This window comes from Pelagibacterium sp. 26DY04 (genome assembly GCF_031202305.1).
GTDB lineage: Bacteria > Pseudomonadota > Alphaproteobacteria > Rhizobiales > Devosiaceae > Pelagibacterium.
Genome location: NZ_CP101731.1, coordinates 2,219,708 through 2,234,047, shown reverse-complemented (window position 1 = coordinate 2,234,047; position 14,340 = coordinate 2,219,708). Strand labels below are relative to the sequence as shown.

Sequence of the window (14,340 nt, the reverse complement as noted above, 5' to 3'; positions counted from 1 at the left end):
CGAGGTCATGGAGCGCGACGCCCAATCGGCGGTCGCGGTCGCCGGCCATCCCGTCCACGCCATGATGGTGCATTTCCCCATCGCGCTGGTGTTCGCCACGCTGGGCACTGACATCTTCTACTGGTGGACAGCCGATCCCTTTTGGGTGCGGGCCGGCGTCTGGTCGGCGGGCTTTGCTTTCTGGTTCGGCGTTGCCGCCGGCATCGCCGGCACTGCGGAACTGGTCCTGGTCCCCGGCATCCGCGGCCGGGTCGGCAGTTGGACCCACGCCATCGCCGCCATGGCGCTATTGGCCATCGCCGGCACCAATTGGGGCGTGCGCCTCGCCGATCCTGACGCCGTCCTGCCATTCGGATTGGCGCTCTCGCTGCTCGCGGGCATCTTTACCGGCCTTGCAGGGTGGCATGGCGGCAAGCTCGTTTTCGACCACGGCATCGGTATCATGGTGGACCCCAACGCGTGATTTTTGGGGTCAGATGCACAACGATGTCGTCAAACTCGGGATAGCCAGGCCGATCATAGCCACAAAAGCTGATCCCAAGCCGTATATGCCCAATATGGACAGGGTCGGAGCAGGGGCTTGCTCAAGCCGCGCCCTGGCCCTCCAATGCGCGAACACCAGCCACCCAGCTAGGGCCGAACCCCCTAGAAAACCTAGGGAAATTGCGACCAGCAGCCCGCGCTGGACCCCCTCGGGCCACCCGAATTCACACCCGATCGCGTTGGTCGCATAAAGCGTGACAAATGCAACGCTCCAGATGATGAAGCCGAGCGGAATCAATAACATACGCGATGGCGGTACGGGCGATTTCGTGCTCATCTCACCCCCGCCAGCGCACCGATCAACCCCGGCATCAGCGCGATCATCGCAACCACCGCAACTCCGGTCACTGCCGTATAGTCGTGCCACAGCGAAGCCAGGCGCAAAGCCAGTCCGCGCCGGGCGGAGACATGGCCTTGAGCGTTCTTCATCAAGGCGTTGATCGAGAACACCAATCCTGCCGCCGCATGCAATGCGGCATAGCCGAGCAGGGCGGCACTGGTTGCCAGATGGGCGTGTTGAGTGGGATCTGAAATGCCGGTAAGTTTTAGAAAAACAACGGCAATTGCCGCCGCATCCAGGACAAGGGCGAGAATGGCCGCCGGGATGAAATTGCCGCCTCGCTGACTTATCCCGCTCCCGAAACGCCACGCTATACTTGCAGAAATGAGTGCGGGAGCGGTGAGCCAAAGCCACAGATCGGGAGCAACGATCTCGGCAGGTGGCCAACCGGGAGCGACGAGCCAGAGATAGAGTGTGCCAAAGAGGAGCGAAACGAAGAGAGTGCCGTTTGCCGCAAGCGCGAAGACCATCGCCCACCACTGTGACGGGCGCTCGACCTCGATATCCAGGGGTGCGGATTCGCCGCGTCCCACCGGCACCAGGCCACTATCGGTTCTTGATCCCATAGCTGCGGACCAGAACAGGAAGCTCCCCACCGTCGCGGCCGCAAAAAGAATGGCGAGGATATAGACCTTGAACAGCATGGCCAGTACGGCCATTCCGGTCAGAGCCGCCGAGATCAGCGGCAGGAAGGTCGGTTTGGGGAGCATGACCAGATGCTCGAGCCGACCGGTGGTCATGTCCACCGCGAGGGTTTCCATGCGATTGTCGCGCACGAAGCCGAGATAGCCTTTGCCCGCCGCCAGTTCAGCCGCCAGCGGATCGGGATCTATGTCATCGGCGCGTCGATCGACGCTCGGAAGTGAGGCAAAGCCATAAGAGGCCGGTCGCGTGGGCATCGCCCAATCGAGCGTCCGCGCCTTCCAGCCATTGCGGCTGAAGCGCCGCCCGAAGCGGAATTGCAGCACCATGTCGACGGCAAACAGCGCGAACCCCATGGTAAGAATAAATCCGCCGACGCTCGAAAGCAGGTTCAGCCAATCCCAGCCGAAGTTCGAGGGATAGGTATAGACCCGGCGCGGCATTCCCATGAGCCCGGTAAGGTGCATCATAAAGAATGTCAGGTTAAACCCTACGAAAATTAGCCAAAATGCCGGCACCGAAATGCGGTGCACCGACTCGCGCCCGGTGATGTGCGGCAGCCAGAAATAGACTGCTGCCAGCATGGGAAAGACGAACCCTCCAACCAGAACATAGTGAAGGTGGGCGACCACGAAATAGCTGTCATGGGCCTGCTGGTCGAAAGGCACCATCGCCAGCATCACCCCGGTCAACCCGCCGATCACGAAGATGAGGAAAAAACCCGCCACATAAAGCATGGGAATGTCGAAGCGCGGTTTTCCATGGGCGAGCGTGGCCAGCCAGGCAAAGATCTGTACGGCGGTGGGAATGGCCACAAGCGCGCTCGCCGCTGAAAAGAACGCCAGCGCCAGGTGCGGAATGCCCACTGTGAACATGTGGTGCACCCATAGCCCGAATGACAGAAAGGCGAGGGCGGTAATGGCGGCAATGATGATGTGATAGCCCACGATCGGCCGCTGGGCGAAAACCGGGATGATGGTCGAGAGCGCTCCGGCGGCGGGCAGGAAGATGATATAGACTTCGGGGTGCCCGAACAGCCAGAACAGGTGCTGCCAGAGCAGCGGATCACCGCCGCGCGTGGGGTCGAAGAATGGCAGTCCGAAGGCGCGCTCCAGTTCGAGGAGGATCGAACCCAGGATCAGCGGCGGGAAACCGAATACCATCATCAGCGCCGTGATCAGCATGTACCAGGCAAAAAGCGGCATGCGATCGAGCGACATGCCCGGCGCCCGAAGTTTCAGAATCGAGACGGTGATTTCGACAGCGGCCGACAAGGCCGAGATTTCGACGAAAGTGATCCCCAAAAGCCAGATGTCGGAGTTGATTCCCGGCGAATAGGGCTGGGACGATAGCGGGGTATACATGAACCAGCCGCTGTCGGGCGCAACGCCAAACAGCATGGATGCAACGACGATCGTGCCGCCGAAAATATAGCACCAGAACCCGTAGGCCGAGAGGCGCGGGAAAGCCATGTCCCGCGCTCCGAGCATCTTGGGCAGAAGGTAGATCGCCAAGCCCTCCAGCATCGGTATGGCGAACAGGAACATCATCACCGTGCCGTGCATGGAAAAAAGCTGGTTGTAGATATCCGGTCCCACGAACGCAGAATTGGGTGTGGCAAGCTGGGTGCGGATCAGCATGGCCAGCACGCCACCGATGGCGAAGAACACGAAAGCGGCGAGCATGAAGCGCTTGCCCATCGTCGTGTGATTGACGGCGGCCAGCCGGTGCCAGCCCCGACCGGTTCCCCACGCACGCTCCAGGGCCTTGTGCAGGCGGATGGGAGAAAGGCGCTCGGAAGGCGGCGGAAATTCCGTCATTGGCCGCCCCCGCTCAGAACGGCACGATAATCCTCGGGAGCATGCGCTTGGACGATAAAGCGCATGTCCGTATGCCCGCCGCCACAGAATTCGGCGCACACGCCATGGTAGGTGCCCGGCCGGTCCGCCTGGATGCGGATGATGTTCTGGTGCCCCGGAATAGCATCGATCTTGCCTGCGAGACGCGGCACCCAGAAGGAATGAACGACGTCGCCGCTGGTCACGAGAACGTCGACAGGTTCGCCTGCCGGGATGTGCAGAACGGGCGTGGCGGTGCTGTCGGGCGCATCGGGATAGGTGAACTGCCATTGCCAGCGCACGCCATGTGCCGCAACCCGGGTCGGCTGATCGGCCAGTGCCACAGGCAGCAGCCGCTCGCCGGTAAACAGGGCGTATCCCACGAGGAGGGTGAGCAGAACGCCGGGCATGACAAGGCCACCGAGAACGATCCAGCGCGTGGGGGAAAGGGATTTCCCAAACCCGGGCCGCCACCAGACGGCGGCGAGCAGGCCCGAAACGAGCACGAAGAGGCCGATCGATGCCCAGAACATCACCCACCAGAGCGTCGCAACGGCATCCGCCGCAGGTCCGGCCGGATCGAGCGCCGACAACGATCCAGTGCACCCGGATACCAGCGGACTAAGCCCGAGAGCGGCAAGCAGGCGTCGCTTCATTGCAAGTCCCACCCCAGGATGCCGCCCGCGATTTCGGAAAGCTGCCCCGGCGCCAGCCAGTCGGGGGTGAGCCGGTTCATATCGAATTCGGGCTTGGCGAGCACCACGGCGAGAATCGCCGAAACCACCGCAAGCGTCCCCCCCGTGAACGCGATGTAGCGCAGGCGTGAATAGCGTGCGGATTCGTCGAACAGGGAGAGCACCAGCAGGCCCGAAAGGAGGTGGATCAGCACCATGATGCCCACAAAAAAGAGCTTGAGGCCAAACCACGGTTCGAATGTCGAGCGCAGAAAGACAAGCACGGTCCCGCTGCCGATTGCCACAAACGCGGTTGGCGACAGGATGACGACGTAGAGAAACCGCACCATGGCGTGCAGACGATGAAGCGCCGCCTCGTGCCCGACGTCCTTGCGCTGCGCGAACAAGAACGGCAGGCAGATCAATCCCGCGGCCCAGATCGAGATCGTAGCGATGTGGACGAACTTGAAAACCGTGATCATCGAGCCAAACCCGACCTGCGCGTGTTCGGCAGGCCGTTGGCAAGCCGCAATACCAGCCAGAGCCCGACAGCCAGGTAAGGGAGCATGGCCGGCACCCACATTAGCAGTCCGGCAAGCTGCTGGTCGGCAAGCGCGGACAGGCCGTAAGGCGCCGTGGTGCTCAGATGGGGCGTATAGACAGGGAATGGGCTGAAAACGAGCAGAGCGCCAAGCAGTCCCATCTGGCCCACAAATGCAGTCAGTGCGATCAGCGCGCCGCCGGCGCGGGCCAATGGTGAAAGCACCTCGCGCCATAGGAACCAGGAGGAGCCAAGCAGGGTGACCTGCATAAGCCAATAGGGAAGGGTGCCGTAAATCGCCCATTCATAGGCGCTCGGCGCATGCCAGATCCAGACAACGAGGGCGCCGAGAATGGTGAGCGGAGCCAGCGGGAGCAATGGTCCGTCCCGCCATGGGAGTGCGATGGCCAAAAGCGGCGCGATGACACTGATGAGGATAACGTGATGGACCACACGCGCCGAAAAAAGCGCGGTCGTAAGGGCGCAGAGGGGAGAAAAGAATGCAATGGCGATCAGGCCAAGTGCGCTGGCGAGCGCTAGATGGCCGACCCTATCCCGTCGCCCGATCAGCAGCCAGCCGCAGAACAGGACCGCTATCAAAAGCGCCGCAACCGGATCGAACACCCACCGGGACCAAAGGTCCGCGGGAAGCGGCGCCGGACCACAATAGGGATCGCTTAAGTTCATGCAGGCACGCCCCCGAAATCAGGCGCTTCATGCGCCTCCGAGGTTCCAATGCCGCTTGTGCCGATTTCGTTCCCAACCGGCTAGAAGGACCTGCTAGGCCCTTGAAACGAACCGCTAAACGCGAAAACCGGTGTAATTTTCGGCGAGCGATTGGCGAGCGATGCGGGACGCGCGGAGATAGTCGAAATCGGCGCGTTGGATACGTCGGCCGAAATCCCCGCTGTCGGGAAAGGTGTGGAGCAATTGCGTCATCCACCAGGAGAACCGCTCGGTGCGCCAGGTGTTCTCCAGAACGGTTGGCGAGTAAGCATCGATTCCGGCCTTGGATTGCTCGGCGTAAAACTCCTCCAGAGCGCTGGCCAGAACGCTCACGTCGTGAATGGCCATATTGAGACCCTTGGCTCCGGTCGGGGGCACGATATGAGCGGCATCGCCGGTCAGAAACAGCCGGCCAAAGCGTACCGGCTCGGCAACGAAGCTGCGCAGCGGGGCGATGGATTTCTCGATCGAGGCGCCGGTCTGGAGCCTCTCGGCGATCTCGGGATTGATCCGGTTGCGCAATTCGTCCCAGAACCGATCGTCCGACCAATTCTCGACCTTTTCGCTCGAATCCACCTGGATGTAGTAGCGCGAACGCGTATGGGACCGCATCGAGCACAACGCAAAGCCGCGAGCATGGTGGGCGTAGATCAGTTCCTCGGCGACGGGCGGTTGGTCGACCAGAATACCGAGCCACCCGAAAGGGTAGACACGCTCGAAGATCGAAATCGCATCGGCCGGAACACTGGCCCGCGAAACGCCGTGGAAGCCGTCACACCCGGCCACGAAATCGCATTCGATTTCATGGTTCTGGCCGTCTTTCTTGAAGCTGACACGAGGACGCTTGCCATCGAAATCGTGAATGGCGACGTCGCTCGCCTCATAGATCGATCGGGCTCCCGACGCTGCGCGCGCTTCCATCAGATCGCGAGTTACTTCAGTCTGCCCATAGACCATGACGCGACGGCCCACGAGTTCGTGGAAATTGATGCGCAGCATGTCGCCGTCGAACGAAAGCTCCACGCCGTCGTGAGGAATGCCCTCTGCATCCATCCGGGCATTGACTCCGAGATCACGCAGAAGGTCGACGGAACTTTGCTCGAGGACGCCGGCGCGAATGCGGCCGAGTACGTAATCGGCACTGCGCTGTTCGATGATTATCGCATCGATACCGGCTCTTTCGAGTAGCCGGCCGAGCGTGAGGCCGGCAGGGCCAGCCCCGATGATCGCAACCTGAGTGCGCATGACGATCCTCCCGGTAATGGCGGTGTGGCCGCCAAATTTTGCTGGGAGGATGGGCATCACGCCCAAACTTGCCAATGGACAGGCGCAACAAAGAGTTGGACTATAGCAACATGAACGCCATACCGACCTACGCCCTTTATGGCGAGAACGAAAGCAGCGGCGAGAGCTGGCTGCATTGGGAAACGATCACCTCGCGCTCGCGCCTGCACGGCTTCCGCATCTCGGCGCATCGGCACGATCTGCTGCACCAGATTCTCTATTTGAGAAGCGGGCATGCCACGGTGATGCTCGACGGTGAAACCTTCGAGGTTGCCCCGCCGGCACTGATCATCGTGCCGCCGCTCACCGTCCACAGCTTTGTCTTTTCCACCGATGTCGACGGGTTCGTGCTCACCTTCTTTGCCCAGGATGTCAAAACCGCCCTGGGCGAAATCGGTCCGGCCGCCGATAGCCTGTTGCGTCCCCGTATTCTCAAGCCGATCGAAGCGATCGTCGACGCGCCGGAGCTCGAGCAGGCGGTGAAGCGTTTGGTGGCCGAGGCCGATCGCGGTGCGCCAGGGCAGGTGGCGGCACTCCGCGCGCGGCTCTCATTGCTGCTTGTGGCCGCGCACCGGCTCGATCTGGCGGCGGCGCAGCAGGCGGGCGATCACCGTGATGCCGCCGAGCGACATGCGCACCAGTTCCTGTCGCTGGTGGATCAGCATTTCCGGGATACGCGCCGGGTCGGGTTTTATTCCGGCAAACTGGGGATCACGCCAACCCATCTCAACCGCATTTGTCGGCAGGTGCTGGGACTATCGGCGCTTGCGGTGATCGAGCGGCGGGTGCTGCTCGAAGCTCGACGCTACCTTCAGTTTTCCGGTCTGAGCATCAAGGAGATCGGCATCGTGTTGGGATATCCTGATCCCGCCTATTTCAGCCGCTTCTTTTCCCAACGCGTGGGGCAGGGGCCGCAGGCATTGCGCGATTCCATCAGTCTGCACGCGATCGGGTAACATCGCGCACGATGCGGACCAGAATATCGAGCGAAGCATTGGCCGGCGCGTCCTCGCGCGTGGTAAGTCCCACTGCGCCGCGGGTTTCGCTGGTATCGACCGGCAGAGGCTGCAGGCGCCCGGCGGCTACATCGCGGGTGACGACGCCCTCGGAAATCACCCAGACGGCGTTCGTTTCCTCGACAAAGGCGTGGCCGAAGGAATCGGAAACGGTTTCGATCGCGTGGGGCAGTTCGGCCATGCCGTGCGCGAGGAGATAGCGGTCCACATATGGCCGGATCACCGAGCCCACCGGTGGCATGAGGATGGTATAATCTCGAAGCCGACCGAAATCGAAATGGATATCGGTGAGCAGCGGGTGGCCGTTGCGGACGATGAAGCGGACCTGCTCCGAATAGAGATATTCGAACCTCAGGCCGCTCATCTGTTCAGGTGCAGCGAGCCTGCCGATGACCAAATCGAGCGTTCCGGTGCGCAATTGCTCGAGCAGGACCTGGTTCTCGCCCGTGACGATCCTGACCGGGCTGTCGGTGCGTTCGGAAAGGAACCGCTGCATGGCCAGCGGCATGATGCGCGCCGATACGGTGGGGAGGGCGCCGATACGAACGGGTGGGCCGGCATTGACCCGGCTTAAACTGTCGATCCCGTTCTGGACAGCGGCGACCGAAGCGCCGGCGTGGCGCAGAAAAACCTCGCCATAACGGGTGATGCGCACGCCGCGCCCCTCCTTTTCGAGGAGCTCCTTGCCCAGAATGTCTTCAAGTTCGCGGATGGTCTTGGTGACCGCCGGCTGGGTCACGCCCATCACTCGCGCGGCGCGGCCGACGGAATTATGGCGCGCCACCTCGATAAAGGTGTGCAGGTGACGGAAGCGGATGCGGGTTTCGATCAAGATCAACCTATGAGCTATAGGTTATCTATAAGCGCTTGAGTTTCATTTTACAAAACCATTCACCTGCTCCACATTCGCTGCGTGGAGGATTTCCGATGGATTGCGTCCAGCTTGGCGACATCGTCGTGCACTATCGCCTGCGCCGGGCTGCTGCGGGCGCGCAGACGGTGGTTTTCATCAATTCGCTCGGCACCGATTTCAGGATCTGGGATGACGTCGTCGCCGCTCTCGACGGCGATCTTGGTATTCTGCTCTACGACAAGCGCGGTCACGGGCTTTCGAGCATCGGAAGCACGCCCTACAGGATCGCAGATCATGCCGACGATCTTGTGAGCCTTTTGGCTGCGTTGGGTATTACCGAAGCTGTTATTTGCGGTCTTTCGATCGGCGGGCAGATTGCTCAACAGGTCTATTTCGACCGGCCCGAGCTCGTGGCCGGTTTGGTGCTGTGCGATACTGCTGCGCGCATCGGCGATGCGGATTTCTGGAACAATCGTATCGATGCGATCGCCCGCAATGGGATAGAATCGGTGACCGATGGCATCATGGAGCGCTGGTTCAGCGCCGGTTTCCGCAATTCCGGCAAGCCAGAATATCAAATCGCGAGGGCGATGTTCGAGCGGCAGCCGGTTGCCGGCTACTTGGCGACTTGTGCGGCAATCGCGGGCTTCGACCGCCGGGCCGATACCGCAAGTATCGCTGTTCCCGTGTCGGTTCTCGTGGGCGCCGAGGATGGCGCGACGCCGCCGGATCTGGTCGCCGATTTCGCCCGACAGATCCAGGCGAGCCAATTTGAAATCATTGAAGGTGCGGGGCACTTGCCCTGCATCGAAGCACCCGCGCAGGTGGCGGCGGCGATTGCCGCGCTGGTCGGACGGGTCGAACAGGGGAGAATGCGCGATGTCGCATCATGAAGGGCCGTCGGCGCGGCATGCGCAGGGGCTCGCCACGCGCAAGAGCGTGCTGGGTGAGGCTTACGTGGACAAAAAACAGGCCACGATGACCGATTTCGAGCGGCCGTTTCAGGAACTTATCACCGAGGCGGCATGGGGGCATGTCTGGTCACGGCCCAATTGGGACAAGCGGCAGCGGTCAATCGTGACCATTGCGTTGCTCGCCGCCCTCGGGCACTACGAGGAAATGGTCATGCATATCGAGGCGACGGCGCGAACCGGCGCGACCGAAGAGGATATCCGCGAAATCCTGCTGCATGTGGCGATCTATGCCGGCGTTCCGCACGCCAATCATGCCATGAAGCTGGCGCGGCAGGCGCTGGACAGGATCGGGAAGGGTGATGACAATGACTGAACGACTGTCCAACAGTCGGGCGGAAGCTGCCGCCTTCATGGAGCGCGATTTCAGCCAGCATCCGCCTGCGTTTACGCCCGGCTACAAATCGAGCACCCTCCGCGCGCCCAAACAGGCGCTGATCAGCTTTTCTTCGACGCTCTCGGAAAAGACCGGCCCGGCCTTTGGGCACAACATGCTGGGCGAACTCGATAACGATCTCATCGTCAACTATGCCAAGCCCGGCGAGGAAGCGATCGGGCAGCGGATCGTGGTTCACGGCCACGTGCTGGATCAGAACGCCAAGCCGGTGCCGAACGCGCTCGTCGAATTCTGGCAGGCCAATGCTGGCGGTCGTTATCGTCACAAGCGCGAGGGCTATCGCGCGCCGCTGGACCCCAATTTTGGCGGCTTTGGACGGACGCTCACCGACGAAGACGGCTATTATTGGTTCCGGACCATCAAACCGGGGCCGTACCCCTGGCCCAACGGGATCAATGACTGGCGCCCGGCTCATATCCACTTTTCGCTGTTCGGCAGCGGGTTTGCCCAGCGTCTCATCAGCCAGATGTATTTCGAGGGGGATCCGCTGATCCCGCTTTGCCCGATCGTCAACACCGTTCCCGACAAGGCCGCGATCGAACGGTTGGTCGCACGGCTGGACATGAACAATACCATCCCCATGGACCTGCGCGCCTACCGTTTCGATATCGTGCTGCGTGGCCGCCGTTCGACCTTCTTTGAAAACCGCCCGGAGGGGAATTGATGGTCAGGCCGTTCGACTATCTCAAGGAAACACCGTCACAGACCGCCGGACCCTACGTCCATATCGGGATGACCCCGAATCTCTACGACATCAACGGTGTGATCGCGGAGGATCTGGGAAAAAGCGTCGTCTCCGACGTCAAAGGAGAGCGGATCACCGTCAAGGGGCGGGTGATCGATGGGGGCGGTAATCCGGTTTTCGATTGCGTGGTCGAAATCTGGCAGGCCGATGCCAATGGCATCTATAACAGTCCCGCCGAGCATCGGACAGGCGTCGATCCCAATTTCGTCGGATGGGGCCGACAGGCGGCGGGCGGCAATGGCGAGTTTTCCTTCGAGACCATCAAGCCCGGGCCGGTACCGGCGCCAGGCGGTGGGTTCATGGCGCCCCATATCACGTTCTGGATCGTGGCGCGCGGCATCAATATCGGGCTGATGACGCGGATGTACTTTTCAGACGAACATGAAGCCAATGGCAAAGACCCAGTGCTTGCCAAGGCGCGGATGATCGGGCGTGAAAATACGATGATCGGTAGGCGGGACGGTGACACTGTCACTTTCGACATCTACCTTCAGGGAGAAAACGAAACCGTCTTCCTGGACGCCTGATGAGTCTTTCCCCCTTCGACCATCCCATTCTCTCCGGCCTGTTCGGTGATCCCGAACTGGCCGGCTTTCTTTCGGCAGAAGCTGACGTTGCAGCCATGGTACAGTTCGAGGCGGCGCTGGCTTCGGCCCAGGCGGAATGCGGGCTCATTTCCGCCGAGGCCGCCGAAGCCATAGGTCATTTGGCGACCGATCTCGAGGTCGATATGGACCGCTTGCGCGCTGGTCTGGGGCGCGATGGCGTGGTCGTTCCCGAACTCGTTAAGCAGATGCGCGCGGCGCTGGATGAAGAAGCCGCCCAAGCTCTGCATTTCGGCGCCACAAGTCAGGACGTCATGGACACGAGCCTGGTCCTGCGGCTCAAATCGATCTGCGCAATTCTTTCAGCCCGCATCGCAGCCATTGAAGGAGCGCTCGAAGCCCTTAGCGGACGCTTTGGCAAGCGGGGGCTCATGGGCCGCACCCGTATGCAGGATGCTTTGGAAATATCGGTTGCCGATCGAATTGCCGATTGGAAGGTGCCGCTTGCCCGCCATCGGGCGCGGCTCGAAGAGATCAAATCGCGTCTCCTCGTTCTGCAGTATGGCGGAGCGGTGGGTACGCTCGAAAAGCTTGGAGAAGAGGGGCCGCGCGTGGTCGTCACCCTCGCTGATAGGCTTGGACTGGGAACGACTGACAAATCCTGGCACAATCAGCGGGACTCGATAGTTGAATTCGCCGCCTGGATGAGCCTCGTTTGCGGAAGTCTGGGCAAGATCGGGCAGGATATCGCGCTGCTCGCCCAAAGCGCCAATGGAGAAATCAAGCTCTCGGGAGGCGGTGGGTCGTCCGCCATGCCGCACAAATCCAATCCTGTGACCGCTGAAGTGCTCGTCGCTCTGGCCCGCTATACGGCCGGATCCAGCGGAACGATCGCGCAGTCGCTGGTTCATGAACAGGAGCGTTCGGGCGCAGCGTGGACGCTGGAATGGCTGGTGCTGCCACAGATGATCATGGCGACGGGCAGCGCGCTTCTGCTCGCCACCCGTTTGCTTTCTTCCGTGGAGTCGATCGGCAAGGATTAATCGTCCATCCGCCATGCAAGCAGCCGCATGGCATTGGCCGTCACCAGAACGGTCGCGCCGGTATCGGCCAGAATCGCTGGCCATAGGCCGGTGATCCCGAGCAGGGTCGTCACCAGGAAGACGGCCTTGAGACCAAGCGCGATCGTTATGTTCTGCTTGATATTGGCTATGGCAGAACGCGAAAGCCCGATCATTCCGGCCACACCTTCGACGCGGCTGTTGAGGATGGCGGCGTCGGCCGTTTCCAGCGCAATGTCGGTGCCTTCTCCCATGGCGATGCCCACATCGGCAGCGGCCAGGGCCGGAGCGTCATTGATACCATCGCCCACCTTCGCAACGATATGGCCTTGGCTTTGCCACGTCTTGACGATCGCCTGCTTGTCGGCCGGTAGAAGTTCAGCATGCGCGGCGATGCCGAGATCGGCCGCCACGGCTTCTGCGGTCCGCCGATTGTCGCCGGTGAGCATGGCAGGCGTGACGCCGAGCGCTTTCAATGCCGCAACGCCGGCGGCAGCGGTTTCGCGCGGTGCGTCGCGCATGGCGATGAGTCCGGCGGCCGTTCCTTCGACCACGAGCACGGAGACGGTTTTGCCTTCTTCGTTGAGGGCGGAAATGCGGGACTGTAGCGAATCTGGAAGATCCGCTTGTTCTTCGGCCGCGCGCGGGGAGCCCAAGAATACGGTCCTGTTCCCGATTTTGCCGCTAACGCCCTTGCCGCCTATCGTTTTGGTGTCGGTGGCCGGCAAGCCGACAAGATTTACGGCTTTGGCCCGTTCGATGATTGCTAACGCCAGCGGATGGCTCGAGCCCGCTTCCAATGCCGCTGCCGAGCGCAGGACACCCTCTTCGTCGCCGTTCACCGCCACGATGTCGGTCACTACCGGCTTGCCCTGGGTCAGGGTGCCGGTCTTGTCGAAACCGACGCGGTCGACTTTGCCCAGCGTCTCCAGCACGCCACCGCCCTTGACCAGCAGTCCGTTGCGCGCGCCCGCCGATAGGGCCGCAGCGATGGCCGCCGGAGTCGATATCACCAGCGCGCATGGGCATCCGATCAGCAGCAGCGCCAGCGCTTTATAGATCCACTCCTCCCACGAGGCTCCAAAAGCCAGGGGCGGGACGAGGGCCACCAGCAATGCAACCAGCATGATGGCGGGCGTATAGAACTTCGAAAAGCTGTCGATAAACCGTTCGGTCGGCGCCTTGGCCTCCTGGGCTTCCTCGACCAGATGGATCACGCGGGCGATGGTATTGTCGGCAGCGGTCGCCGTCACCGATAACCGCAGCACCGCGTCGTGATTGATGGTGCCTGCAAAGACATTGTCTCCGACCGCCTTTGCTTTTGGTACGGATTCGCCAGTGACCGGCGCCTCGTCGACGGCGCTTTCACCGGAGACGATTTCGCCGTCAGCCGGAATGCGATCTCCGGGCCGAACGATGACGATATCGCCGATTGCCAACTCATCTGCTGGGATTTCGCGGGTATGCCCGTTGTGCTCGCGCAATGCTGTGCGCGGCACCAGATCGGCAAGAGCGCGGATCGATGCTCGGGCCCGTCCAGCGGCAAGGCCTTCCAGAAGTTCTCCGACGAGAAACAGGACGACGACGACAGCGGCCTCGGCGCTGGCGCCGATGACGATAGCCCCGACTGCAGCAACGGTCATGAGGGTTTCGATGGAAAAAGGCAGCCCCAAACGCGCCGCGGCGAAAGCACGGTCGGCAATGGGAATAAGGCCGACGAGCACTGCTGCAATGAACACCCATGGATGAAGGGCCGGGATAAATTGTTCCGCCGCAAAGGCGAAGGCAAGCGCGATGACGCAGGCAAGCGTCAGCTTGGCCTTGCCGGTTTGCCACCAGGGTTGACTGTCGGGCAGGTCGTTATGGGAGGTCGGCTTTTGCGAGGGCGACATCGTATCGGGCGTCACGCGATAACCCATTCCCTCGGCGCGCCGTTGGAACTGGACGAGATCGGCGGCCGCCACATGCTTGAGGGTTACGGTGCCACCTGTCACCGATACGGCGGCGTCGACAATGCCGCTGGTCTTTCGCGCAGCCGCCTCGATCTTGGAGGCGCAACTGGCGCAATCCATGCCCCGGACAAGGAGGCGGGTGGTGGTCAGATCTTGTGTCATCTCTTGCTCCGACTGCGATGACCACCTATCTACTTTCTCTAGCGACTAGA

The 14,340-nt window shown here is 61.6% G+C and carries 14 protein-coding genes; 7 read left to right on the top strand and 7 right to left on the bottom strand.

Annotated elements, in window-relative coordinates:
• Positions 1-7: 7 nt before the first annotated feature.
• Positions 8-463: a DUF2231 domain-containing protein gene (locus NO932_RS10950; protein WP_309211029.1), complete on the top strand. Its 456-nt coding sequence runs from the start codon at positions 8-10 to the stop codon at positions 461-463.
• Positions 464-816: 353 nt separating this feature from the next.
• On the opposite strand, the gene ctaD is transcribed toward NO932_RS10950, so the two are convergent.
• The 5 genes from ctaD to pobA form a co-directional block, all read right to left on the bottom strand.
• Entirely contained in the window at positions 817-3,345 is a 2,529-nt protein-coding gene (ctaD, locus tag NO932_RS10945) for a cytochrome c oxidase subunit I (RefSeq protein ID WP_309207392.1), read from the bottom strand.
• Positions 3,342-4,019 (bottom strand): cytochrome c oxidase subunit II, encoded by a 678-nt coding sequence (gene coxB / locus NO932_RS10940; RefSeq protein ID WP_309207391.1) that lies wholly within the window; start codon positions 4,017-4,019, stop codon positions 3,342-3,344. Before coxB ends, ctaD begins: the two co-directional genes overlap by 4 nt.
• Complete coding sequence (locus NO932_RS10935; protein WP_309207390.1) at positions 4,016-4,519, bottom strand: CopD family protein; 504 nt, start codon at positions 4,517-4,519, stop codon at positions 4,016-4,018. The genes coxB and NO932_RS10935 overlap by 4 nt, the downstream gene beginning before the upstream one ends.
• Positions 4,516-5,265: a cytochrome c oxidase assembly protein gene (locus tag NO932_RS10930; RefSeq protein ID WP_309207389.1), complete on the bottom strand. Its 750-nt coding sequence runs from the start codon at positions 5,263-5,265 to the stop codon at positions 4,516-4,518. Before NO932_RS10930 ends, NO932_RS10935 begins: the two co-directional genes overlap by 4 nt.
• A 114-nt stretch (positions 5,266-5,379) precedes the next feature.
• A complete protein-coding gene (pobA, locus tag NO932_RS10925) occupies positions 5,380-6,549 on the bottom strand; it encodes a 4-hydroxybenzoate 3-monooxygenase (RefSeq protein ID WP_309207388.1) in 1,170 nt (389 codons plus the stop codon).
• A gap of 110 nt (positions 6,550-6,659) precedes the next feature.
• Between pobA and NO932_RS10920 the strand changes: the two genes are divergently transcribed.
• Positions 6,660-7,544 carry a helix-turn-helix domain-containing protein gene (locus NO932_RS10920; RefSeq protein WP_309207387.1) on the top strand — a complete coding sequence of 295 codons (885 nt, stop codon included), beginning with the start codon at positions 6,660-6,662 and terminating at the stop codon, positions 7,542-7,544.
• Here NO932_RS10920 and pcaQ read toward each other — a convergent pair.
• Entirely contained in the window at positions 7,522-8,436 is a 915-nt protein-coding gene (gene pcaQ, locus NO932_RS10915) for a pca operon transcription factor PcaQ (RefSeq protein ID WP_309207385.1), read from the bottom strand. The two genes, NO932_RS10920 and pcaQ, sit on opposite strands and share 23 nt — an antisense overlap.
• Positions 8,437-8,531: 95 nt before the next feature.
• On the opposite strand from pcaQ, the gene pcaD reads away from it, so the two are divergent.
• The 5 genes from pcaD to NO932_RS10890 are packed head-to-tail and all read left to right on the top strand — an operon-like array spanning position 8,532 to position 12,158.
• Complete coding sequence (pcaD, locus tag NO932_RS10910; RefSeq protein WP_309207384.1) at positions 8,532-9,350, top strand: 3-oxoadipate enol-lactonase; 819 nt, start codon at positions 8,532-8,534, stop codon at positions 9,348-9,350.
• Positions 9,337-9,744, top strand: a complete 408-nt coding sequence (gene pcaC, locus NO932_RS10905) for a 4-carboxymuconolactone decarboxylase (RefSeq protein WP_309160947.1) — start codon at positions 9,337-9,339, stop codon at positions 9,742-9,744. The genes pcaD and pcaC overlap by 14 nt, the downstream gene beginning before the upstream one ends.
• Entirely contained in the window at positions 9,737-10,489 is a 753-nt protein-coding gene (gene pcaH, locus NO932_RS10900) for a protocatechuate 3,4-dioxygenase subunit beta (RefSeq protein ID WP_309160949.1), read from the top strand. Before pcaC ends, pcaH begins: the two co-directional genes overlap by 8 nt.
• Positions 10,489-11,097 (top strand): protocatechuate 3,4-dioxygenase subunit alpha, encoded by a 609-nt coding sequence (gene pcaG, locus NO932_RS10895; protein ID WP_309207383.1) that lies wholly within the window; start codon positions 10,489-10,491, stop codon positions 11,095-11,097. Before pcaH ends, pcaG begins: the two co-directional genes overlap by 1 nt.
• Positions 11,097-12,158, top strand: a complete 1,062-nt coding sequence (locus NO932_RS10890) for a 3-carboxy-cis,cis-muconate cycloisomerase (RefSeq protein WP_309207382.1) — start codon at positions 11,097-11,099, stop codon at positions 12,156-12,158. The genes pcaG and NO932_RS10890 overlap by 1 nt, the downstream gene beginning before the upstream one ends.
• Here the strand turns inward: NO932_RS10890 and NO932_RS10885 are convergent.
• Complete coding sequence (locus NO932_RS10885) at positions 12,155-14,290, bottom strand: heavy metal translocating P-type ATPase (protein ID WP_309207380.1); 2,136 nt, start codon at positions 14,288-14,290, stop codon at positions 12,155-12,157. The two genes, NO932_RS10890 and NO932_RS10885, sit on opposite strands and share 4 nt — an antisense overlap.
• Between the last annotated feature and the right edge of the window lie 50 nt (positions 14,291-14,340).